Below are 22817 nucleotides of genomic sequence, written 5' to 3'. Positions count from 1 at the left end.
CCCGCCCGCGCCGGGCCGCCGGATGTGCCCGGCCGGATCGTTCGGTTCGGACCGAACTGTCGGCGCCCTACGGTCGGACGATGGATTCACCGACGATCACGGCTGCTCCGGGCACACCGCCCTGCGGGCCGCCGACCTCGGACGACGGCGGCTGGGTGGTCACCCGGTACGCGGACGTCGTCTCCGTCCTGACTGATCCCCGCTGCGTGGTGCCGCCCGCCGAGCAGGCGCCGGAGGGCGGCCTGGCATGGCTGCGCGCCTCGGTGAGCCGGTTCAGTCCGCCGGACCGGCATGCCGCGCGGCGAGCCGTCGGGGTGGCGGCGCTCGACGCCCTCGACCCGCGGGAACTGCGTGTGGCCGTGGAACGGCTCACCGGGCGGATCCTCGACCGCGCCGCGACCGGGGACAACGGCGGTGACCGGGTGGACGTGACCGGTGACCTGGCTCGGCGCGTACCCCTCGTGGTGCTGGCGGAGCGGCTCGGCCTGGCCGACCCGGCGGCGGCCGTCGCGGAGGTGACGGCGGTGGCCGCCGCCTACCACCCGGGCGCCGAACCGGCGGCGGTGCGGCGGGCGGACCGGGCGGTGGCGGCGCTGCTGGCCATGTCGCCGCCCGCTCCGGCCGAGGTGACAGCGAACCGGCTCGGGCTGCTGGTGCAGGCCGCCGACGCCACCGCCGGGCTGATCGTGGCCGCCGTCCGGTACGGGCTCGCCGCGCCGGACGGGCTCGGGACCGACGCGCTGCTCGCCGAGGTGCTGCGCCTCGACCCGCCGGTACGGGTCACCCGCCGGGTCGCCGCCGACCCGCTGAGCCTGGGCGGCCAACCGGTGCGCGCGGGGGAGCGGCTGCTGCTGCGGTTCGACGCCGCCAACCGCGACCCGGCGGCCTTCCCGGAGCCGGACCGCTTCCGCGCCAGCCGGGCGAACGCCGCGCTGACGTTCGGCGCCGGTCCCCGCGGCTGCCCCGGGCAGCGGCACGCGCTCGCCCTGGCCGCTGGCGTGGTCGGCGTGCTGCGCCGCCGCTGCCGTCCCGCCCGCCCGACTCCTGACGTTCCGACGACCCGACTCGAGGTGATCCTGCGATGACCGACCGGTACCGCGCGTTCCGGGAGCTGCACCGGCCCGGCGACCCGTTGCTGCTGCCGAACGCCTGGGACCACGCCTCCGCCGCGGCGCTCGCCGCCCGGGGACATCAGGCGATCGGCACGACGAGCCTGGGCGTGGCGGCGGCGGCCGGGCGGCCGGACGCGGTCCGCGCCACCCGCACCGAGACGCTGGAGCTGGCGTACCGGCTGCGGAACCTGCCGGCGCTGCTGACTGTGGACGTCGAGGACGGCTTCCACGACGACCCGGCGGAGGTGGCGCGCTTCGCCGGCGAGCTGGCCGCGCTCGACGTGGTCGGCGTGAACGTGGAGGACGGCCGCCCGGACGGGCGCCTGGCCCCGGCGGAGCACGTCGCCGCCGTGATCGCGGCGGTCCGGGCCGCCGTACCGCAGATCTTCGTCAACGCCCGCACCGACGCCTGGTGGCTGGGCGTGGCGTCGCCGCTGGACGAGGCGCGGCGGCGGGCGGCGCTGTTCCGGGCCGCCGGGGCCGACTGCCTGTTCGTGCCGGGCGCGCCCGACGAACTGGTCGGTGTGCTCGCCGCCGAGGCGGGGTTGCCGCTCAACGTGCTGTACCGGCCGGGCGGCCCGGACCTGGCCGCCCTCGGACGGCTCGGCGTGGCCCGGGTCAGCACCGGCTCACTGCTGTTCCGGGCGGCCCTCGGCGCGGCGCTGCACCTGACCGACGCGATCGGCGCCGGGCGCGACGCGGGCCTGCCGGCACCGCCCACGTACGAGGAGGTGCAGGCGCTGGTGCCACCGTCCGCCACCTGATCGGGCGCATCGGGGGAGATGGGACGATTACCGCCCTCTCGGCTCATTACGGTGTGTGCAGGCCCAATCACGCCGTGTCCTGACCGAGAGGGGACGGAGACCATGCGAGTGCCCAGCCGCAGCCCCGGTCGCCAGCCCGGTCCCGCCGTCACGTCCACCGCTCCCGCCCGGCGGGTGCCCGCCGGTGGTCGGCGCGCCGGCACCGAGCCGGACCTGTCCGCGTACCGGGCGGCGGTGGCGGAACTCCTGGTCGAGGTGGGCGCGCTCGCCGACGCGCCGTCCACCACCGCCCGCCAGGTGCTGCTCGACCAGCGGCTGCGCGAACCGGCCATCGCCGCCGTCCTCGACGCCACGCCGCAGGGCCTGATCGGCGCCCGGGAGACGCTGCTGCTGGAGATGGCCCGCTACCAGCCCAACGCGCGCAGCTCGGCGCAGGACCTCACCGCGCTGGTCCGCATCTACCTGCTCTCCCGCGTCGACGTGCTCTGGTGGCGGGACAGCCCGACGTTCCTCACCGACGACCAGGTCCGCACCAGCACCGAACTGGTCGACCTGGAGTGGCTGCGCCGCCGCGGCCTGATCGAGTTCCGCTACCAGGAACAGCCCGCCACAGTGGTGGGACGCGGGCTGCGGGCGGTGCGGCGACGGCTGCGCCCGGACGCCACCCCGCGTACCGCCGGGCTGCTGTTCCGCCGGGCCCGCCGCGAGATGATCGCGTTCCTCAACGACCTGGCCCGGGAGTTCACGGCCGTCGCGCCGGACGGCACGCCGCCGCTCTGGGTGACCAGCCTGGCCCGCAGCGCCGAGCACCAGTACCGGCTGCGCCGCCTCGGGTACGCCGCGATGGTGCCCAGCGGGCACTGCCTCGGCTGGGCCGCCGACGTCGAACTGGAGTGGTACGACCGCTTCGGCGCCCGCCCGGCGCTCGCCGGGCTGCTGCTGGCCCGCCAGGACGCCGGCGAGGTGAACGTGGTCGACGAGGGGCAGGCCTGGCACGTGTGTCTCGCCCCGGCCGCCCGTCGCCGGTACCGGCGGGCGTACGAGTCCGAGATGGGGGTGTGACCCGGTGTGCGGCATCGCGCTGAGCATCGGCCCCGAGGCGGATCCGGCCACCTTCCGGCGGATGCTCGCCGCGCTCGCGCCGCGCGGTGAGGTCACCGAGACCCGGCAGGAGAACGGCCTGCTCGCCGGCGTACGGCGGCTGAGGATCGTGGACCGGGAACGGTCCGTCCAGCCGTGGATGTCGCCGGACGAGCGGCACCTGCTCTGCTTCAACGGCGAGATCTTCAACCACCACGAGCTGCGCGCCGAGCTGACCCGGCTGGGCCACCGGTTCATCACCGCGGGCGACACCGAGGTGGTGCTCACCGCGTTCCGCCAGTGGGGCGAGAACGCGGTCCGCCGGCTGCGCGGCGAGTACGCGTTCGTGATCGTCGAGCGCGACACCGGCCGGACGTACCTGGCCCGCGACCCGCTCGGCGTCAAGCCGCTCTACTGGTCCCGCCTGCCCGGCTGCCTGCACCTCGCCTCCGAGGTCAAGGCGCTGGTCGGACACGGCGCGCCGATCGGCGAGGTGGCGCCCGGGCACCACGGCTGGGTCGAGCCCGGCCGCCCGGTCCGGGTCGGTCCGCACGTCGACCTGCTCACCCTCGGCGACGGCCTGCCGGTGATCGACGACCCGGACGAGGCGGCCCTGCTGGTCCGCGTCGCGCTCACCGACGCCATGCGCGCCCGGCTGGACACCGACCTCACCGTCGGCGTGGTGCTCTCCGGCGGTCTGGACAGCTCACTGGCGCTGCTGCACGCCCGGGAACTGCACCCGGACTGCGTGGCGGTCACCATCGGCGTGCCGGAGAGCCCGGACGTCGCGTACGCCCGGCGGCTCGCCGCCGACCTCGGCGTACCGCACGAGGTGATCGAGCTGCGGCCCCGCGACATCCGGCTCGCCGACGTCCGCGAGGCGATCCGGGTCTCCGAGCTGACCGAGTACGGCGACATCATCAACGCGGTCGTCTCGGTGCCGATCTTCCGGCGGCTGCGCGAGCTGGGTGTCCGGGTGGTGCTCACCGGCGACGGCTCGGACGAGCTGTTCGGCGGGTACCCGATGTACCACCGGGTCGGCCCGGAGCGGTCCCGCCGCCTGTTCCTCCACAAGATCCGCAATCTGTGCCGGACCGAGCTGCAACGGGTGGACCGGGCCAGCATGGCGCACGGCGTGGAGGCCCGGGTGCCGTTCCTCGACCTCAGCGTCGTCGAGCTGGCCATGCGGCTGCCGCTGGACGTCAAACTGCGCGACGGGCAGGAGAAGTGGATCGTCCGGCGGGCCTTCGCGGACGTGCTGCCCTCCTACGTCCGGCAGCGGCCGAAGAACCCGATGTCGTACTCGTCCGGGCTGCACGAGCGGGCCCGCCTCTACAAGCCGCTGTTCGCCCGGCTGCACCGCTCCTTCGGCTACGACCTTCTGGAACCGGTCCGCCGGGACTTCGACAGCGTGCTCACCCGCTGCGGCAACGACCTCGACCGGGCCATCGCCGAGGGCATCGCCCGGCCCGACTACACGGTGCTGGAACACGCCCGGGACCTGGTCGGCGCGGCCCGCTGGAACGCCGCCCCGATGGTCCGCCGGCTGGTCAACCCGCGCCGCACCCGAGGCGACGAGGCGCCCCTGCCCGGGTGAGCCCGGTCAGCGTCGCAGGTCCACGTCGGCGGCCATGCCGGAGACCGGGTCGACGCAGTGCACAGTCGGGCCCGGACGCAACCGGGCGTCCGAGGCGTACCGCCGGGCCAGCTCCCGCCCGGCGGCGGCGTCGCCGCGGTCGGCTGCCACCAGCAGCGCGGCGACCTCGTCGACGAGCGTGAGGTCGGCACCGGTCAGATCCTCGGTCATCGCACCGAACCCGTCCCAGAGCAGCACCTCGTCCTTGTGCCGGTGGGCCAGCTCCAGCAGCACGTAGTCGTGGACGAGCCAGTCGCCCCGGATCGGCAGCGACGGGTCCACGCCGTAGGTGCCGGGGTCGATCCGGCCCGCCCGGTACGCCAGCCACACCCGGGCCGCCGAGTCGAAGTGCCCCGCCTCCGGGTCGATGTCGTAGCCGTCGAACGGCCGGTCGACGGCCGGGTCCAGCTCCGGGTCGGACCAGACCCAGCGTTCGCCGTCCCACCACTCCGCGAGCACGTGGTCGTGGTGCCAGTCCGGGGAGAAGTAGCTCACGAACCCGATCCGGCTGCGGGCCGGGATCCCGTGCTGGCGCAGCACCGCGACGGTGAGCAGCGTGTGGTCCCGGCAGCAGCCGGCGACCCGCTCGACGGCCGGGCGTTCGGCGGTCAGCGGCAGCGGGAACCGGGACTGGTCGGTGTCGAGGATGCGGTCCAGCCAGCGCAGGTTCACCTCGGCCCGGCGGACGTCCGGCAGCTCCACGCCACCGGCGCGGTAGTGGACGATCACGTTGCGGGCGGTCGCCGCGACGGTGGGCAGGTCGGCGGGAACGGCGTCGAGCAGCGCCGCGTGGTGGCGGGGATCGCTGTACGGGGAGTGGGTCCGGTAGTCGTCGACGTCCATCCGGTCATTGTCGGCGCCGGATGCGGCCCGCGGGTGCCCGCTCGGCGCGCATTCTCGCGGTACCCGAACGCCAGGTCCGATCACCGCCAGCGCCGCGGTCCGGGCCGCGCCAGGCTGGGACCGTGACGACCACCCGTACCGCGTTTCTGATCCGCCCACTGCCCGCCGGGACGCTCGCCGAGCTGCGTCGCACCGGCCGCGACGCCACCGGGCAGCCGCCCGAGCACCGGCGCGCCACCGGCGGCGAGCCGCTGCGCTGCTGCCTGCGCGACGCCCGGCCGGAGGAGGAGCTGCTGTTGTTCGGGTACGCCCCGCCGCTGCCGCCGGGCCCGTACCGGGAGGTGGGGCCGGTGTTCGCACACGCCGCCGGCTGCGCCGGCCCGGACGACGTGACGGCGTACCCGTCGCAGTGGCGCGGACGGGAGCAGGTGCTGCGCGCGTACGACAGCCGGGGCCGCATCGTGGGCGGACGGCGACACGACGGCGGCGACCCGGAGGCGGTGATCGCGGAGCTGTTCGCCGACCCGGCGGTGGACCAGCTGCACAGCCGCAACGTGGTGTACGGCTGCTGGATGTTCGCGATCGTGCGGAGTTGACCGAGTCCCGGATGGACATCGGCGGACGCCTCTTCTAGCGTCGCAGTCATGCGGAGGACCCTCATCGCCGGCGGGCTCGCGCTGCTCCTGCTCGCCACGGCCTGCGGGGAGAGCCGCCGGTCCGGCCCACCGGCCGCGGCCGGCTCACCGACCGCGTCCCGGCAGGACCCGGCGCAGGTCGAGCGGACCCTGGCCAGCCTCCGCAAGATCGACGACCTGCCGATGTACGAGATGACGTACGACGGCGACTACGACCCGACCGCCGGGCTGGCCGGGTCCACGCCGCCGAGCCCGTTCGGCTGCTCGCTGTTCGCCGCGCTGGCCGACCGGGACCGGCCGCTGTTCGCCCGCAACTTCGACTGGGAGCCCAATCCCGCGCTGGTGCTGCGCACCGACCCGCCGGACGGGTACGCCTCGATCTCCCTCGTCGACATCTCCTACCTGGGCGTGTCCGCCGACCCGACCGGGGACCGGCGGCTGCTGGACGCGCCGCTGCTGCCGTTCGACGGCATGAACGAGCGGGGTCTCGCGGTCGGGCTGGCCGCCGACGACGGGGCCCGCGCCGAGCCGGTGCCCGGCCTGCCGAAGGTCGGCTCGGTGCGCATCCTGCGCCTGGTGCTCGACTCGGCCGCCACTGTGGACGATGCGGTCGCCGTGTTCCGGCGTTACAACCTCGACTTCGACGGCGGGCCGCCGCTGCACTACCTGCTGGCCGACGCGACGGGCGCGTCCGCCGTGGTGGAGTTCGTCGACGGGAAGCTCACCGTGGACCGGCGGCAGGGCCCGTGGCAGGCGCTGACGAACGTGCCCGCCGTCGGCGTGCCGGACCGGGAACTGCGCCAGGACCACAGGTACGGGGTGCTGGCGAAGGAACTCGACCGTACCGGCGGGGTGGTGGACGCGGCCGGTGCGCTGCGGCTGCTGAACGCGGTACGCCAGTCGCACACCCGCTGGTCGGTGACGTACGGGCTGCGCAGCGGCGAGGTGCGGGTGGTCACGGCGGGCGGCGGCACCCGCGACTACCGGCTGCCGATGAGCGACTGACCACGGCTGCGGCGCCGCGCCCCCTCAGACGATCGGCTGTCGATACCTGGCGGCGAGCGTGGGCAGGTCCGGCTCGCCGAACCGCTCGACGAGTGCCGCGAACCGGTCGACCTTGTCCGGGCCGAAGCGCCGCACGGCGACCGCGTAGGAGGCGGCGGAGACGAACGCCGGTGGCGTGGTCTTGCTGTGGAACTTGTCGGCGTACATCACGAGGTGTTCCTCGGCGGTGACGGCCGTGTAGTCGGCGGCCGGGATCGGCAGGCCCTGCCGGCGCACGTCCGCCCGGGTGATGCCGACGCCGGTGTGACGGGAGCAGAACCGGGCGATCACCTCGGGCAGCCCTGCCTCCCGTGCCAGCGCGTGGCCCAGCACGCCGTGCCGTACGTAGTTCCGCTCGTCGAGCCGCCCGGCCTCGTCGTAGAGGCGGTAGACCCCGATGTCGTGGAGCAGGCTGCCGGCCCGCACGAGGGCGGCGTCCGCGTCCGCACCGCTGCTGTCGAGCAGTTGTCCGGCGATGTCGCACACGATCCGGCAGTGCGTCCAGACGAGGTGCAACGCCTCCCGGGACGGCGCGAGCCGTTCGTGCAGAGCCCGGATCCGGGCGTCGCTCGGCACCGCCGTCCGGTCGTCGATCGTCACCGGCATGTGTCCGTTTCCCTCCCGGGACAGCACCGGGCCCGGCGCCCCCGTGAGGGGAACGCCGGGCCCGGCCACGGTCAGCGGGTCACCAGCTCAGGTAACCGGCCTGCGTCTGCACGTTCAGCTCGGGCACCAGCAGGAACTGCGCCAGCCAGGTGCGCGGGTCACGCAGCTCCAGCACGTCCAGTCCCTTCTGGATGTCGCTGGAGTAGATGTGGCCGTTGTACCAGTAGGCCGACCAGGACCCGCCGGTACGCAGCTGCGAGGCGTCCAGCGGCCCGCGCTCCCAGTAGGCGATCTCCTTGGGCTTGCGCGAGTCGGTGAAGTCCCACACCGAGATGCCGCCCTGGTACCACGCCTGGACCATGATGTCGCGGCCGGGCACCGGGATCAGCGAGCCGTTGTGGGCCACGCAGTTCTCCGTGTCCGCGTTGACGCGGGGGATCTTGTAGTAGCTGCGGAACTCCAGCTTGCGGGCGTCACCGCGGCCGGTGATGTCGTAGATGGCGTCCGCGCCGCGGTTCGGGCCGACCACCTCGTTGCAGGTGGCCGCGCCACCGCCGCCCAGCTCGTCGGTGAAGACGACCTTGGTGCCGGCGTTGTTGAACGTGGCCGAGTGCCAGAACGCGAAGTTCTCCGCGTCGGTGACCCGCTCGATCACCCGGGGCGCCTCGCGGTTCTTGATGTCCAGCAGGACGCCGTCACCCATGCAGGCGCCCGCGGCCAGGTCCTTCGACGGGTACGCGGTGATGTCGTGGCAGCCGGTGGTGGCCGACGACTGGCCCGGGATGCCCGGGTAGCCGCCGTCCGGGAAGAGGTTCGGCGTGGCGACCACGGAGGCCGTGGTGGGGTTCTTCACCGGCACCTTGACGATGGAGATGGAGTCGTGCGGCGGCTGGCAGTCCGGGAACTCGGCCCGCGGGCTGTACGAGGAGACGTACAGGTAGACGTTCCGCTTGTCCTTGCCGGGCACCAGCGTGTGGGTGTGCGAGCCGCACGCCGTCTCCACCGACTTGATGTAGCGCGGGTTGCGCTTGTCCCGGATGTCGAAGATCTTGATGCCCTCCCAGGACTCCTTCACCGACGCCGGCTGGCTGGTGCTGGCGCAGGAGTCGTCGCTGCGGGAGGAGTCGGTCGACAGGAACAGCAGGTTGCCGTGGACCGAGATGTCGTTCTGTGAGCCGGGGCAGAGCACCTGGGACACGATCGCCGGGCGGCTCGGGCGGGAGACGTCGTAGACGACGAACCCGTCGTAGTTGCCGACGAACGCGTACCGCCCCTGGAAGGCGATGTCGGTGCCGAGGGCGGCCGTGGTGTCGAACGGCGCCTGCTTCGGCAGGTTCGCCACCTGGCGCAGGTTGGGGCTGCTGGAGATCTCGTCGACACCGGGGACGGCGTTGTCCACGGTGGCCGGCGCGGCCTGGGCGCGGGGGATCTCCTGGGCGCTGCTCGGCGGCGCGGTGACGACGCCGGCGAGCAGCAGGCCGGCGGCGGCCAGGCTGACGATCCGGATACGAGACGTGCGGATGTTGATCATCGGCAACACCCTTCGAAAGGGGGTCATGATTCGCCACACCTTACCTATTGGAGACGGCCATCAATGTGACCTGGGTCACACTGGGGAACTTTCGTCTATGGATAGGATCGCTGTCACCTTGACCGGAGGAGGCGTCGTATGACCAGCCGGCAGGCGCGCGTGTGGGTGGGCGTCACAGCACTGGTGACCCTCGTCGTGGTCGGGGCGCTCGCGCTGACCGGGCGCGAGGACGCCCGTACCCCGGAGGCTGCCGGAACCGCCGCGGCGGCCGCGCCGAGCGCGAGCGCCGCCGCGTCGGCGCCGCCGGTGGTGGTCCCGGGACGCCCGGGGGAGCCCGCCGCGACCCGCCCCGCCGAGCAGGTCCGGGGCGCCACCACGCCGCGGTGGAACAGCCTCGACGTCTGGTACGTCCGGATGATGATCCCGCACCACGAGCAGGCCCTGGAGATGGCATCGCTCGCGCCCGAGCGCGCCGCCGACGCGCGGATCCGTGCCGTGGCCGAGCGGATCCGCGCCGCACAGGGCCCGGAGGTCGGCCTGCTGCGCGCCTGGCTCAGCACCCGCGACCTGCCCGCCGACGTGCCCGGGCACGACCACGGCAGCATGCGCGGGATGCAGTCCGCCGAGGCGATGCGGCGGCTCGCCGACGCCCGCGGCGCGGCGTTCGACAGGCTGTTCGTGCAGATGATGTCCGACCACCACCGGGGCGCGATCGTCATGTCCACCGACCTGCTGAAGGTCGGCGTCGACCAGCCGATGCAGGAGTTCGCCACCTCGGTGGCGGTCGAGCAGTCCGCCGAGATCACCCGTATGCAGGCCCTCCTGACCCCCTGACCTGGAGCGAACGGGGGAGGGCACAAGGGCGGGCCTAGGCTGGGGGATCGTGAACCGCCTGATCCTCGGTCCTCCGCTGCGGGGTGTCGCGTTCGACGCGGCCGTCTGCGGGCTCGTCGTGTTCTTCGCGCTGTCCGGGTACCTCGCCGGGCAGACCGGGCGCTCGGCGCGGACTGAGCACCGCCGCCCGGACACGGACGAGCCGGCTCCGCCGTGGGCGGGGCCGGCTCGTGGGTGCGTGGGTCAGGGCTGCGTGGCCGGCTGTCCGCCGGTGTCACCGCCGCCGGTGCCGGTGCCCGGGTCGGCGGTGGTCGGGTCCGGCGCGGGCGGCGTGGTGGGTGCCGTCGTCGTGGGCGCGCTGGACGGCGTGCTGCTCGGCTCGGCCGACGGGGCCGGCTCGTCCGTCACGCTCGGCTGCGCCGACGGGGTCGGGGAGGAACTCGGCGTCACCGAGGGTGTGGCCGACGGCCGGCCGCCCGGACCGACCGGGCGGTAGGTGTACTCGTCGTCCGCCGACGGCTCGTCGGCGACCGGCTCCGCGGCCGGATCGCTCGGCGCCACCGCGGGCGCCGTCTTGTCGATCTTCGTGGCCGGTTCGGCCGTGTCGTTCGCGGCGGCCACGAGCGCGCCCAGCGCGCCCATCGCCACCAGCACCGCGCCCAGCGCACCGACGAGCGTGCCGCGCCGGCCCCGCCGCCGCGACGTCGCCACCGCGGCACCCGGGCGGACCGCCGGCTGGTCGTCCCGCGACCGCGCCTGGCCCGCCGCGCCGCGCAGCGCCACCGTCGCGGTCGGCGAGTCGGTACGCGCGGCCCGCGCCGCGTCGGCCATCGCCGCCGCGCTCGGGTAGCGGTCGGCCGGATCCTTGGCCAGGGCCCGGGAGACCAGCTCCCGCACCGACGCCGGGATCTCCGCCGGCAGCTCCGGCGGCTCGTCGTCGAGATGGCGTACGGCCACCTGGAGCGGGTTGTCGCCGGTGAACGGCGGGCTGCCGGTGAGGCAGCAGTACGCGACGGCGCCGAGCGCGTACACGTCGGTGGCGCCCGAGACGGGCCGCCCGGCGGCCTGCTCCGGCGCCATGTAGAGGGCGGTGCCGGGCACCGCGTTCGTGCTGGTGATGCTCGTGACGTTGGTCGAGCGGGCCACCCCGAAGTCGACCAGGACCACGGTGCCGTCGTCCTGCACGAGCAGGTTGCTCGGCTTCACGTCCCGGTGGACGATGCCCCGGCCGTGCGCCGCGTGCAGGGCCTGCGCCACCTGGGCCACGATCGACATGGTCTCGGCGACCTCGAGGCACCCGGCGGTCTCGATCCGCCGCGACAGCGGCTCACCGGCGACGAACTCCATCACCAGGTAGTCGGCCCGGCCGCCGCTGGGCAGGTCGTCCTCACCGCAGTCGAAGACCTGGACCACGCCGGGGTGGCGCAGGGAGGCCATGATCCGGGCCTCGGAACGGAACCGGGCGATGAAGTCGGGGTCGGACACCAGGGCGGGAAGGAGTACCTTCACCGCGACCGGGCGACCGAGGACAAGGTCTGTGGCACGCCAGACGTCGCCCATGCCGCCGGTGGCGACACGGTCATCAAGGCGGTACCGACCGCTGAGTACGACGTCTGAGGACAGCACCCCCATACCGTACCCACAGCAGGCCTGAAGTATTTCCCGCGATATCGGCGGCCGGTCCGGCCGGCCGTTCGGCCGGGTGTCCGGCACCCGGGACGCCGATCGGCTGATCGTGATCGACCCGGTACGATCGGCCAGAAAGTGACGCGCCCCCGCGCTCCCGGCCCGCCGTACCGGCGGGGGTCCGATCCGGGGAGCGTCACGCCCGCCGTCGGTGTTACCCCGACACGCCGGTGGCGCAGGTAGACATTTCTCTCTGTTTCTCCGCCGTGCGGAGGCTTGCCGACGCATCCCGCCCGCCCCGGCGTCGGCCCGACTCCCGGCCGCCCCCGGACGCCGGTACGGTATGTCCCGCCGACGCCCGTGCCGCGCGCGGCAGTTTCCACGGCGCACCGCACCCTCGTGCGGGTGCCCGATCAGCTCACCGGGGGGGCCGAGTGCGGATGGCGGTGTGGTCACTGGCACCCGTTGACGCCCGGCTCCGGGCCGTCATCCGGGTGGGGCGGCGCGCGTGACGGCCGAACTGAACGAGGCGGTCGCCGGGGCGCAGGCGGGCGACGAGGAGGCGTTCCGGTTCCTCTACCGCAGCCTGCAGCCCGCGCTGCTGCGTTACCTGACCGCGCTCGTCGGCGCGGACGCCGAGGACGTGGCCTCGGAGGCGTGGCTCCAGATCTCGCGCGACCTGCCGTCGTTCACCGGTGGCGAGTTCCGCGCCTGGGTGGTCACGATCGCCCGCAACCGGGCCATGGACCACCTGCGCCGGCAGCGGCGGCGTCCCTCCGTGCCGGTGCCCGTGCAGGCGCTCAACGACCTGGCCGCCGACGTCGACACCGCCGACCGGGCCGGTGAGGCCATCGCCACCGAGAGCGCGCTGGCGCTGATCCGTACGCTGCCACCGGCCGAGGCCGAGGCGGTGATGCTGCGGGCCGTCATCGGCCTGGACGCGGAGACCGCCGGGCGGGTGCTGGGCCGGCGGGCCGGCGCGGTCCGTACCGCCGCGCACCGGGGCCTGCGCCGGCTGGCCGCGATGCTGGAGCGCTCGGCGGCGCAGGCCGCGCCGGACGACACCCGGGACGCCGTCGCGTCGCGTCCCCGTACCGACCGCCAGGTGCCGCACGCGCCCGAGGCCGAGCCGGCGGAGGGCTGACGTGAGGGGAGACGACGGCATGCACGCTCGCCGGTCCGGCGGGCCCGCCGACCGGGCGGAGTCCGACCGCGTGCTCGACGCCGCGCGCGCCGGCACGTCGCCGGAGGCCGACGCCGACCCGCTGACCCGGCTGCTGTCCGCCGCCGCCGGACCGGCGGCCCCCGGCGAGGTAGCCGGGGAGGAGCGGGCGCTCGCCGCCTTCCGGGCGGCCCGCGCGGCGCGGGGAACGCAGCCGGCGGCCGGATCGGTGCCCGCACCGGTGGCCGCACCGCGCGCGCGGCGGCGCCTGCGCATCGCCGCCGCGTTGTCCGGGCTCGCCGCCACCGCTGTCGCCGGGGTGGCGTTCGCCGCGGTGCGCCTGGACCGCGAGCCGGAGCCGGTGGCCCCGCCCGCGACGACGGCCGGGCCCAGCAGCGCCGGACCGAGCGGCACCGGCCCGACCGGCACCGGCCCGGCCGTCACCGGGCCGTCGCGGCCGGCGCCGAGCACCCCAGCCGGTGACGCGTCCGGTGCGGCGTCGCCACCGGCTCCGTCGCCGACGCCGGCGCCGTCCGGAACGCCGAGCGCCGCGGCCGGGAAATCCGCACCCCCGCCCGGCGGGCCGCAGACGGCCGGCCACTGCCGTGCCTACCTGGCCAAGTCGGAGCGGCAGCGGGAGAAGGCGCTCACCAAGCCGGGCTACGCCGAACTGGTGGCTGCCGCCGGCGGCCCCGAGCAGGTGGAGAGCTACTGCCGGAACCTGCTGGGCGTGCCGGCGGACGACCCGGCCGACGCGCCGGAGCCGGCGCCCCCGGGCCCGGCAGCGGACGGCTGAGCCGCCGCGGCGCAATCAGATTCCGGACAAAATTTCATCTCCCCGGGCAAGCGGATCTCGTCTGCTAGACAGAGGATGGTGGGGCGGCGTCCCGTGCCGTCCCGGCCGGGCGCGTCGCCACGACGTCGTCGCCCATCGCCGAGGAGGAGCCGTCCCATGGTGATGTCGCCGGATCTGGACCGGGCAGTCGTCCTGGGGGACGAGGAGGCGGCCCGGGGCCACCTCGCCCGGATCTGCTTCAAGACCGGGCCACCCGCACTCGTCGGCGTCGAACTGGAATGGACCGTGCACGACGCCGCGGACCCGGCCCGGCCGGTCGACCGCGAGCGACTACGCGAGGCGCTGGGGCGGCACAGCCCCGTGACCCTCGACCCCACCAGCCCGGCCGACGAGCTCCGGCGCGGCGGCGCCGTGACCGTGGAGCCCGGCGGGCAGGTGGAGATCTCCGCGACACCGCGATCGTCGGTCGCCGCGCTCATCCTGGCCACCGAGGCCGACGTCGCCGAGCTGCGGGCCCGGCTGGACGCCGCCGGCCTGGTGCTCGGCCGCAGCGGCATCGACCCCTGGCGCCTTCCCCGGCCTGTCGTGGAGACCCCGCGCTACCAGGCCATGCGGTGCGCCTTCGACCGGCGCGGCCCGGCGGGACGGGCGATGATGTACAGCACCGCCGGCCTCCAGGTCTGCCTGGACGCGGGCGAACCGGAGCACGTGGCGCAGCGGTGGGCCGCCGCGCACGCCGTCGGCCCGCCGCTGCTCGCCGCCTTCGCCACCGCCGACCGGCACGCCGGCCGCCGCACCGGCTGGGCCTCCGCCCGGATGGCCACCTGGCTGGCCATCGATCCGGCCCGGACCCGTCCGGTCTGGTCGCCCGAGCGTGCCGACGAGGACCCGGTGGCGGCCTGGACCGGGTACGCGCTGGCCGCGCCGCTGCTGTGCGTACGCGGCGACGGCCCGGACTGGACCGCGCCGCCCGGTGTCACGTTCGCCGACTGGCTGGCCGGGGCGCTGCCCCGCCCACCGACCACCGACGACCTGGAATACCACCTCAGCACGCTGTTCCCGCCGGTACGCCCGCGCGGCTACCTGGAGCTGCGCTACCTGGACACCCAGCCCGGCCCGGAGTGGACCGTGCCGCTGGCGGTGCTGGCGGCGCTCTTCGCCGACCCGGCCACCACCCGGGACGCGCTGGCGGCGGCCGGCCCGGTCGCCGACCGGTGGCGCGCGGCGGCCCGGTGCGGGCTGGCCGAGCGTCCGCTGGCCACCGCCGCGGCGGCGCTGTTCGACCTGGCCCTGACGGCCCTGCCCCGGCTCGACCTGCCGGCCGGCATCCACGACGAGACCCAGCGAGCGATCCGGCGGCACCGCGCCGCCGCGGAGAGGGGACACCGGTGACCACCACCGAGCGACTACGCGACCGGATCGCCGCGGAACTGGAGCGGACCCGGGCCCGTACCGCGCTGCTGACCGACGCGGTGGACGACGACGACCTGGTCCGGCAGCACTCCACGCTGATGTCGCCGCTGGTCTGGGACCTGGCGCACGTCGGCAACCAGGAGGAGCTGTGGCTGGTCCGCGACGTCGGCGGCCGCGACCCGGTGCGCCACGACATCGACGACCTCTACGACGCGTTCAAGCAGCCCCGCAAGGACCGGCCGGCGCTGCCGCTGCTGCCCCCGGCCGAGGCCCGCGCGTACGTTCGTACGGTACGGGACAAGGTGTTCGACCTGCTCGACGGCATCCGCTTCACCGAGCGTCCCCTCGTCGCCGACGGGTTCGCGTTCGGCATGATCGTGCAGCACGAGCAGCAGCACGACGAGACCATGCTCGCCACCCACCAGCTGCGCGCCGGCGCCCCGGTGCTGGACGCGCCGCCCCCGCCGGAGCCCCGGGCCCGGGTCGGCGGGGAGGTGCGGGTGCCGGCCGGGCCGTTCACCATGGGCACCTCCACCGACCCGTGGGCGCTGGACAACGAGCGCCCGGCGCACACCGTCGACCTGCCCGCGTACGTCATCGACGCCGCGCCGGTGACAAACGGGCAGTACCGGGCGTTCATCGCCGACGGCGGGTACGACGAGCCGCGCTGGTGGAGCGAGGCCGGCTGGCGGCACCGGATCGAGGCGGACCTGAGCGCGCCGATGCACTGGCGGCGCGACGGGGACGGCTGGGCGTACCGCCGGTTCGGCCGCTGGTCGCCGGTACGCGACGACGAGCCGGTGGTGCACGTCTGCTGGTACGAGGCGCAGGCGTACGCGGCGTGGGCCGGCAAGCGGCTGCCCACGGAGGCGGAGTGGGAGAAGGCGGCCCGCTGGGATCCGGCGACCGGCCGGTCCCGCCGCTACCCGTGGGGCGACGAGGACCCGACCACCGAGCACGCCAACCTGGGCCAGCGGCACCTGTGGCCGGCGCCGGTGGGCGCGTACCCGGCGGGCGCCTCGCCGCTGGGCGTGCACCAGCTCGTCGGCGACGTGTGGGAGTGGACCTCCTCGCCGTTCCGGGGCCACCCGGGCTTCACCGCGTTCCCGTACCGGGAGTACTCGGAGGTCTTCTTCGGCGACGACCACCGGGTGCTGCGCGGCGGCTCGTTCGGCACCGACCGGTCCGCCTGCCGGGGCACGTTCCGCAACTGGGACTACCCGATCCGGCGGCAGATCTTCAGCGGTTTCCGCTGCGCCCGTGACGCCGGACCCGAGGAGTGAGCCGGCCCGATGTGCCGTCACCTCGCGTACCTCGGTCCACCCGTGCTCCTGCGCAGCCTGCTGTCCGACCCGCCGTACGGGCTGCTGCGCCAGTCGTGGGCACCGCGTGACATGCGTGGCGGCGGCACGATAAACGCCGACGGTTTCGGCGTCGCCTGGTATCCCGACGACGGCGACCCGGTCCGCTACCGGCGGGCCCAGCCGATGTGGAGCGACACCACGCTGCCGGAGCTGGCCGCCGTGACGCGGGTGCGGGCGGTGCTGGCCGCGGTCCGATCCGCCACCGTCGGCATGCCGCTGCACGAGACCGCCGCGGCGCCCTTCGCCGAGGGGCGGTGGCTGTTCAGCCACAACGGCGTGGTGAAGGGCTGGCCGGACAGCCTGGTCCCGCTCGCCGCCGGCCTGCCCGTGCGCGACCTGATCACACTCGACGTGCCGACCGACTCGGCGCTGCTGTGGGCGCTGGTCCGGCACCGGCTGCGGGCCGGCGCGCCACCCGACGAGGCGGTGGCGGACACCGTCGCGGCGGTCGCCGCCGCCGCTCCCGGCTCGCGGCTGAACCTGCTGCTCACCGACGGTACGACTGTGGTGGCGAGCACGGCCGGGCACGCGCTGTCGGTGCGCCGCGGCCCGGACTCGGTGCTGCTGGCGTCCGAACCGTTCGACGACGACCCGGCCTGGCGGGCCGTGCCGGACGGCCGGCTCGTGGTGGCGACCACGGGCGGGCTCGACGTGCGGGAGACGACCGCCGTCCGACGATCCGTACCCACCGCAAGAGAGGACACTCGATGAGCGCGGAGCCGCTGGAGATCCACCTGGAGCAGCAGGACCTCGACCGTGGGTTGCGGGAGGACGTGCGGGTCGGGCTGGCCGCGACGCCGAAGTGGCTGCCGCCGAAGTGGTTCTACGACGCCCGGGGCAGCGAGCTGTTCGAGGAGATCACCCGCCTGCCGGAGTACTACCCGACGCGGGCCGAGCGGGCGGTGCTGGCCGCGCACGCCGACGACGTCGCCACCATGACCGGGGCGAAGACGCTGATCGAGCTGGGTTCGGGCTCGTCGGAGAAGACCCGGCTGCTGCTCGACGCGTTCACCCGCCACGGCGACCTGGGCACGTTCGTGCCGCTGGACGTCTCGGTGAGCGCGTTGCGGTCGTCCACCGAGCAGATCGCCGCCGCGTACCCGGGGCTGCGGGTGCGGGGGATCGTCGGTGACTTCACCCGTCACCTGGACCGGCTGCCCACCGGCGGCCGTCGTCTGGTGGCGTTCCTCGGCGGCACGATCGGCAACCTGCTGCCGGTGGAGCGGGCCGAGTTCCTCACCGCGATGCGCGCGGCGCTGGAGACCGGCGACTGGCTGCTGGTCGGCACCGACCTGGTCAAGGACCCGGGCGTGATCGTGCCCGCGTACGACGACGCGGCGGGCGTGACCGCCGAGTTCAACCGCAACGTGCTCCGGGTGATCAACCGTGAGCTGGGCGCGGACTTCGACGTCGACGCGTTCCGGCACGTGGCGGTCTGGGATCCCGACCGGGAGTGGATCGAGATGCGGTTGCGCGCCGAGCACCCGGCCCGGGTGCGGGTCCTGGACACCGACGTGGTGTTCGCCGCCGGCGAGGAGCTGCGGACCGAGGTGTCGGCCAAGTTCCGGCCGGAGGGGATCGCAGCCGAGCTGACCGCCGCCGGGTTCGACCGGCGGGCGTTCTGGACCGACCCGGACGGGCTGTTCGGGGTGAGCCTGGCCCGGGCCGACTGAGGGCCGCCGTGGCCCCGCCCACACCCGGTGACCGGGGCGGCCGGTGATCGGCTAGGCTGGCGGCGCGAAGGGGAGTAGCCCCCAATGTCGTGGTCGACACACTGGTGCGTTCCGCATCCGGCCACGCGGCCCCGGTCTCCGGGGCGGGCGAGACCTTCGACTCAGGCTGTCGCAGCCGGGTCGAGGGCGCCCCCGTTCCTCCTCCCGGCTTGATCGGGAAGGTTCACATGGAGGGTTTCCTCGTCGCGCTGGTGGTCAGCTTCGGCGTCATCTTCGTCGCCGAGCTGGGCGACAAGTCCCAGCTCATGGCACTGACGTTCGCCACGCGGTTCAAGCCGGTGCCGGTGCTCATCGGCATCACGATCGCCACCGCCGTCGTCCACCTGGCCTCGGTGGCCATCGGGTACGGCCTGAACGCCGCACTGCCCACCGACTGGATCTCGCTCATCGCCGGTCTGGCGTTCCTCGGCTTCGGCGCCTGGACGCTGCGCGGCGACAGGCTGACCGAGGAGGAGAAGCGCAAGGCCGAGCGCGGCGGCCGGTCCGCCGTCATCGCCGTCGGTGTGGCGTTCTTCCTGGCCGAGCTGGGCGACAAGACCATGCTCGCCACCATCACGCTGGCCACCAAGTACGGCTGGTTCGGCACCTGGCTCGGGTCGACGCTCGGCATGGTCGCAGCGGACGCGCTGGCGATCCTGGTGGGCCGGATGCTCGGCCGGCACCTGCCGGAGCGGACCATCCGCTACGGCGCGGCGGTGCTGTTCGCCATCTGCGGCCTCTGGCTGATCTTCGAGGCGGTCTCCGAGCTGACCTGAGCGGAACCGACGTGAGTGGTGCGGCGGCGCCCGATGATCGGAGAGCGCCTCGGTGGGTAAGTAGCCCGGGTGAGCGCCGTGGCGGTGACCGCCCGGCGGAGGACGAATCGGCACGACCGGGAGGTTCCGCCCATGAGCAGGCACGACGAGCCCAACGAGTACGGCTTCGCCGGGGGCGCCACCGCGCCGGAGCCGCCGCCGGGCGGGCGCGAGGACGAGCAGGACCGCGCCGAGCAGGTGGCCGTGCCCGGTGACGACCTCACCGCCCCGGCCGCCGAGGCGCTCGAGGAACCGGAGCGCAAGCGCGAGCCGCGCCCGGCCGAGCGCCGGCGCTGAGGCGTACCGCGCCGACCCGTGCGGCGGGCGTGACCGGCTGGTCACGCCCGCCGCGCCGGTTCAGGCCGGGCCCTCCTGGTAGACGTCCGGGACGCCGTCGCCGTCGGCGTCCCGGCTCTCCCGTTCGCTGATCCGCCGGTAGACCCGGTTGCGGCGGACCAGCACCACCGAGGCCAGCAGCGCGGAGGTGAGCGAGCCGAGCAGTACCGCCACCTTGACGCCGTCCTCCTCCGGGCTGCCGGCGCCGAACGCCAGCTCGCCGATGAGCAGCGACACGGTGAACCCGATTCCGGCCAGCAGCGCCAGCCCGGCCAGGTCGGCCCAGGTGATCTCCTCGTCCAGTTCGGCCCTGGTGAACCGGGCGAGCAGGTACGTCGAGCCGAACACGCCGATCACCTTGCCGAGCACCAGCCCGGCGGCCACCGCGAGCACCACGGGGCTGGTGAGCACGCCGCCCAGGTCCACCCCGACCAGCGTCACCCCGGCGGCGAAGAAGGCGAAGACCGGTACGGCCAGGCCCGCGGAGACCGGCCGCCAGCGGTGCTCCAGCCGCTCGGCGAGACCGGGTGCGCCGTCGCGTCCGCGCAGCACCGGCACGGTGAAGCCGAGCAGCACGCCCGCCACCGTGGCGTGCACACCGGAGGCGTGCACCAGCGCCCAGGCGGTCACCGCGAGCGGGATCAGCGCCCACCACCAGGTCCGCCGCCGCTGCACGAGCAGCCCGAACGCGGCGATCGGCAGCAGCGCGGCGAGCAGCGGCAGCGGGTGGAACCCGTCGGTGTAGAAGACCGCGATGATGGTGATCGCGAAGAGGTCGTCGACCACGGCGAGGGTCAGCAGGAAGGCGCGCAGCCCCTGCGGCAGGTGGGAGCTGATGACGGCGAGCACGGCGAGCGCGAAGGCGATGTCGGTGGCGGTGGGGATGGCCCATCCGCGCAGGCCGGTACCGCCGGCGCTGAGCGTCACCGCGAGGTAGACCAGCGCGGGCGCGATCATGCCGCCGAGCGCGGCGACCACCGGCAACGCGGCCCGGCGGGGGTCGCGCAGGTCACCGGCGACGAACTCGCGCTTGAGTTCCAGGCCGACCACGAAGAAGAAGATCGCCAGCAGCCCGTCGGCGGCCCAGGTGCGCAGGTCGAGGTCGAGGTGCAGGCCGGCGCCGCCGGGCCAGGGCACCCAGTGGCTCAGTCCGGCGTACGCGGCGCGCCACGGCGAGTTGGCCCAGATCAGGGCGAGCACCGCGCCGAGCAGCAGCAGGCCGCCGCCGACGGTCTCGGTGCGCAGCACGTCGGCCAGGAAGCGGGCCTCCGGCCAGGAGCGGCGGGACAGCAGGCGGGAGCGGTGCGGGGTGTGCTGGGGCATGCGGCGTCCGTTCGGAAGCTGGGGTCGGCGGAACCATCGCCGACCAGGCTTCCCGGCACACCTGGACCAACCCTAACGGGCGCCGCCACCGGCGGCGAGCCGAGTCGGCCGATGGGACGCCCGTCTCACCACCTGGGTGGGGCGTCCCGTCGGCCGGCGGGTCAGCGCTGTCCGGGCAGGGCCGGCAGGGACGCCCCGACCGGGTCGCAGAACGCGGCCATCCGCTTGATCAGCTCGTCCGGGTCGGCGTACGGGTCGAGCCCGCGCACCTCGTCCGGGTCCAGTTCGGGCACGGGGACGTGGGAGATGAGTGGGTGCAGCGGCCGGCTGTCCACCTCGTCGGCGCCGAACAGGTGCTCGTGCAGCTTCTCGCCCGGTCGCAGGCCGGTGAAGACGATCTCCGTCGGGCGGTCCGCCTCGGCGGCCAGCCGGCGCGCCACGTCGGCGATCCGGACCGGCTCGCCCATGTCGAGCACCAGCGCCTCGCCGCCCCGGCCGATCGTCGCGGCCTGGAGCACCAGGTGCACCGCCTCCTGCACGGTCATGAAGTAGCGGGTCACATCGGGGTGGGTGACGGTGATCGGCACCCCGGCCCGGATCTGCGCCTGGAACGCGGTGAGCACCGAGCCGCGGCTGCTGAGCACGTTGCCGAACCGGACGCTCAGGTATCGACCGTTGAGCCGCTGCGCGTGGTAGGCGGTGAGCCGTTCGGTGATCCGCTTGGAGTAGCCGAGGACGCTCGCCGGGTTGGCCGCCTTGTCGGTGGAGATGTTCACGAACTCGGCGACGTCCCGGCACGCCTCCAGCACGTTCAGCGTACCCAGGATGTTGGTCTTGATCGCCTCGCCGGGATGGCGCTGGAGCAGCGTGAGGTGCTTGAGCGCCGCGGCGTGGAACACCACGTCGGGCTGCCGGTCGGCGATCACCCGGGCGATGCCCTCGGCGTCGCGGATGTCGGCGAGGATCAGCTCCGGCCCGTCCAGCAGCGCGCGCCCGTGCAGGGACATCTGCAAGGCGTGCAGCGCGGACTCGTCCCGGTCGAGCATCATCAGCTCGTCCGGCTCGCAGCGGGCGATCTGCCGGCACAGTTCCGAGCCGATCGAGCCGCCGGCGCCGGTGACGAGCACCCGGCGCCCGGCCAGCCCGCCGCGCTCCACGCTCAGCTCGGCCACCCGGTGCGCGCGGCCCAGCAGGTCGGTGAGCTGGAGGTCGCGTACGTCGGTGGCGGCCACCGGGCGGTCGAGGACCTCGCGTACCGGCGGCAGGACCTTGAACGCCGCGCCGGCCTCCAGCGTGCGGGTCCGGACGTCGCGCAGCAGCTGCGGATCCGAGCCGCTCATCGAGAAGATGACTGTGCTCGCCCGGGTGGCACGGACGGCGGCGGCGATCTGTTCCCGGCCGCCGAGCACGCGCAGCCGCTCCAGCCGCAGTCCGCGGCTGTCGGGCGCGTCGTCGAGCAGGCCCACCGGCCGGTAGCTGCTGTCCGGGTCGTGCAGCAGCACCCGGACGAGCCGCTCGCTCGCCGCGTCCACCCCGTAGATCAGGCAGCGCTCGGCGTGTCGTGCGGCGGGCGGCCGGCGGTCGGCGTGGGCCCGCCAGACTCCCCGGGCGGTCGCCATCACCACGAGTGCGACCGAGCCGCCGATCAGCGGCGTGCTGGCCGGCACCGGGTGCTGCGTCCACGGCAGCAGGGCGACGAAACCGACGGCCGCGACGAGCGCGACGGTGGTGGCCAGGCCCTGCGCGTCGCCGGCGCTGCCGATCGGATACCGGCCGTAGAGCCGGGACCGCAGCAGCGTGAGCACGGCGTACAGCGCGGCGCAGGCCAGCGCCATGCCGAGCGTACGGGCGCTGGCGGCGGCGGTGAGGTCGAATTCGTACCGCGTCCAGGCGGCGCCGAGAAAACCTCCGCACCACGCGGCCGTGTCCAGCGTTAACAGGGAAAGGGTGGCGGCGCGGTGGGTGATCCGGCCGGCGGGTCGAACGGCTGTGATCGCGTCACGATCCATGGGCTGCCCTCTACGTCCTATCCGTATTGAAAGGATTAGACCGTCTGTGCCTGTTCGGTCGTTTACTGTCGTCCAGTCACGTAACGTCGTGAATAGGCGATTCGATCCTGGCACGGCGACTGGTGTTTTTAGGGGGCTTTCGTGCAGTTTCATCGGCAGACCGGCGTGTCGCGAGG

21 protein-coding genes are annotated in these 22817 nt (G+C 74.6%); 15 read left to right on the top strand and 6 right to left on the bottom strand.

The features are described 5' to 3' along the window. The first annotated feature begins 80 nt into the window (after nucleotides 1-80). The 4 genes from IF06_RS0118775 (at nucleotide 81) to IF06_RS0118760 (ending at nucleotide 4553) form a co-directional block, all read left to right on the top strand. Entirely contained in the window at nucleotides 81-1085 is a 1005-nt protein-coding gene (locus IF06_RS0118775) for a cytochrome P450 (RefSeq protein WP_232236710.1), read from the top strand. Further along, nucleotides 1082-1876, top strand: coding sequence for an isocitrate lyase/PEP mutase family protein (locus tag IF06_RS0118770; RefSeq protein WP_030272529.1), 795 nt, complete (start codon nucleotides 1082-1084; stop codon nucleotides 1874-1876). The genes IF06_RS0118775 and IF06_RS0118770 overlap by 4 nt, the downstream gene beginning before the upstream one ends. A 102-nt stretch (nucleotides 1877-1978) precedes the next feature. Then, nucleotides 1979-2938, top strand: coding sequence for a hypothetical protein (locus tag IF06_RS0118765; protein WP_013476610.1), 960 nt, complete (start codon nucleotides 1979-1981; stop codon nucleotides 2936-2938). Between the two features lie 4 nt (nucleotides 2939-2942). Continuing rightward, nucleotides 2943-4553, top strand: a complete 1611-nt coding sequence (locus IF06_RS0118760) for an asparagine synthetase B family protein (RefSeq protein WP_030272527.1) — start codon at nucleotides 2943-2945, stop codon at nucleotides 4551-4553. A gap of 6 nt (nucleotides 4554-4559) precedes the next feature. Here IF06_RS0118760 and IF06_RS0118755 read toward each other — a convergent pair whose 3' ends face one another. Continuing rightward, on the bottom strand, nucleotides 4560-5435 hold the full coding sequence (locus tag IF06_RS0118755; protein WP_030272525.1) for a transglutaminase domain-containing protein: 876 nt from the start codon (nucleotides 5433-5435) through the stop codon (nucleotides 4560-4562). Nucleotides 5436-5557: 122 nt separating this feature from the next. On the opposite strand from IF06_RS0118755, the gene IF06_RS0118750 reads away from it, so the two are divergent. Together IF06_RS0118750 and IF06_RS0118745 are read left to right on the top strand one after the other, a co-directional pair. Then, the gene (locus IF06_RS0118750; RefSeq protein WP_030272524.1) at nucleotides 5558-6031 is read left to right on the top strand and encodes a DUF1203 domain-containing protein; all 474 of its coding nucleotides are present in this window, start codon (nucleotides 5558-5560) and stop codon (nucleotides 6029-6031) included. 48 nt (nucleotides 6032-6079) lie between these two features. Further along, nucleotides 6080-7075, top strand: coding sequence for a carcinine hydrolase/isopenicillin-N N-acyltransferase family protein (locus IF06_RS0118745; RefSeq protein ID WP_013286570.1), 996 nt, complete (start codon nucleotides 6080-6082; stop codon nucleotides 7073-7075). A 24-nt stretch (nucleotides 7076-7099) separates the two neighbouring features. On the opposite strand, the gene IF06_RS0118740 is transcribed toward IF06_RS0118745, so the two are convergent. Together IF06_RS0118740 and IF06_RS0118735 are read right to left on the bottom strand one after the other, a co-directional pair. Further along, entirely contained in the window at nucleotides 7100-7720 is a 621-nt protein-coding gene (locus tag IF06_RS0118740) for an HD domain-containing protein (RefSeq protein ID WP_013286569.1), read from the bottom strand. A 79-nt stretch (nucleotides 7721-7799) separates the two neighbouring features. Continuing rightward, nucleotides 7800-9251: an LVIVD repeat-containing protein gene (locus tag IF06_RS0118735; RefSeq protein WP_013286568.1), complete on the bottom strand. Its 1452-nt coding sequence runs from the start codon at nucleotides 9249-9251 to the stop codon at nucleotides 7800-7802. A gap of 138 nt (nucleotides 9252-9389) precedes the next feature. Between IF06_RS0118735 and IF06_RS0118730 the strand changes: the two genes are divergently transcribed. Next, entirely contained in the window at nucleotides 9390-10085 is a 696-nt protein-coding gene (locus tag IF06_RS0118730) for a DUF305 domain-containing protein (protein WP_013286567.1), read from the top strand. 243 nt (nucleotides 10086-10328) lie between these two features. Here the strand turns inward: IF06_RS0118730 and IF06_RS0118725 are convergent, their stop codons facing one another. Next, nucleotides 10329-11717: a serine/threonine-protein kinase gene (locus IF06_RS0118725; RefSeq protein ID WP_013286566.1), complete on the bottom strand. Its 1389-nt coding sequence runs from the start codon at nucleotides 11715-11717 to the stop codon at nucleotides 10329-10331. A gap of 502 nt (nucleotides 11718-12219) precedes the next feature. Between IF06_RS0118725 and IF06_RS0118720 the strand changes: the two genes are divergently transcribed. The 8 genes from IF06_RS0118720 (at nucleotide 12220) to IF06_RS0118685 (ending at nucleotide 19270) form a co-directional block, all read left to right on the top strand. Then, nucleotides 12220-12855, top strand: a complete 636-nt coding sequence (locus tag IF06_RS0118720; RefSeq protein ID WP_013286565.1) for an RNA polymerase sigma factor — start codon at nucleotides 12220-12222, stop codon at nucleotides 12853-12855. A 19-nt stretch (nucleotides 12856-12874) separates the two neighbouring features. Continuing rightward, complete coding sequence (locus IF06_RS0118715; protein ID WP_145755141.1) at nucleotides 12875-13669, top strand: hypothetical protein; 795 nt, start codon at nucleotides 12875-12877, stop codon at nucleotides 13667-13669. 156 nt (nucleotides 13670-13825) lie between these two features. Continuing rightward, nucleotides 13826-15061 (top strand): ergothioneine biosynthesis glutamate--cysteine ligase EgtA, encoded by a 1236-nt coding sequence (gene egtA / locus IF06_RS0118710; protein WP_013286563.1) that lies wholly within the window; start codon nucleotides 13826-13828, stop codon nucleotides 15059-15061. After that, nucleotides 15058-16365: an ergothioneine biosynthesis protein EgtB gene (gene egtB / locus IF06_RS0118705; RefSeq protein WP_013286562.1), complete on the top strand. Its 1308-nt coding sequence runs from the start codon at nucleotides 15058-15060 to the stop codon at nucleotides 16363-16365. The genes egtA and egtB overlap by 4 nt, the downstream gene beginning before the upstream one ends. A gap of 9 nt (nucleotides 16366-16374) precedes the next feature. Then, nucleotides 16375-17157 carry an ergothioneine biosynthesis protein EgtC gene (egtC, locus tag IF06_RS0118700; protein WP_013286561.1) on the top strand — a complete coding sequence of 261 codons (783 nt, stop codon included), beginning with the start codon at nucleotides 16375-16377 and terminating at the stop codon, nucleotides 17155-17157. Next, the gene (gene egtD, locus IF06_RS0118695) at nucleotides 17154-18119 is read left to right on the top strand and encodes an L-histidine N(alpha)-methyltransferase (RefSeq protein ID WP_013286560.1); all 966 of its coding nucleotides are present in this window, start codon (nucleotides 17154-17156) and stop codon (nucleotides 18117-18119) included. Before egtC ends, egtD begins: the two co-directional genes overlap by 4 nt. 227 nt (nucleotides 18120-18346) lie before the next feature. Then, nucleotides 18347-18934: a TMEM165/GDT1 family protein gene (locus IF06_RS0118690; RefSeq protein ID WP_013286559.1), complete on the top strand. Its 588-nt coding sequence runs from the start codon at nucleotides 18347-18349 to the stop codon at nucleotides 18932-18934. Between the two features lie 132 nt (nucleotides 18935-19066). After that, complete coding sequence (locus IF06_RS0118685) at nucleotides 19067-19270, top strand: hypothetical protein (RefSeq protein ID WP_013286558.1); 204 nt, start codon at nucleotides 19067-19069, stop codon at nucleotides 19268-19270. A gap of 60 nt (nucleotides 19271-19330) precedes the next feature. Here IF06_RS0118685 and nhaA read toward each other — a convergent pair whose 3' ends face one another. Both nhaA and IF06_RS0118675 read right to left on the bottom strand, forming a co-directional pair. Then, nucleotides 19331-20632 carry a Na+/H+ antiporter NhaA gene (nhaA, locus tag IF06_RS0118680; RefSeq protein WP_030272521.1) on the bottom strand — a complete coding sequence of 434 codons (1302 nt, stop codon included), beginning with the start codon at nucleotides 20630-20632 and terminating at the stop codon, nucleotides 19331-19333. A gap of 161 nt (nucleotides 20633-20793) precedes the next feature. Further along, the gene (locus IF06_RS0118675) at nucleotides 20794-22641 is read right to left on the bottom strand and encodes a nucleoside-diphosphate sugar epimerase/dehydratase (RefSeq protein ID WP_013286556.1); all 1848 of its coding nucleotides are present in this window, start codon (nucleotides 22639-22641) and stop codon (nucleotides 20794-20796) included. Nucleotides 22642-22817 lie beyond the last annotated feature (176 nt).

Origin of the sequence: Micromonospora globosa, from assembly GCF_000717585.1 — a bacterium.
Taxonomy (GTDB): domain Bacteria; phylum Actinomycetota; class Actinomycetes; order Mycobacteriales; family Micromonosporaceae; genus Micromonospora; species Micromonospora aurantiaca.
Note: the sequence above shows the minus strand (reverse complement) of the source record. Positions and strands in the feature narration are given on the sequence as shown.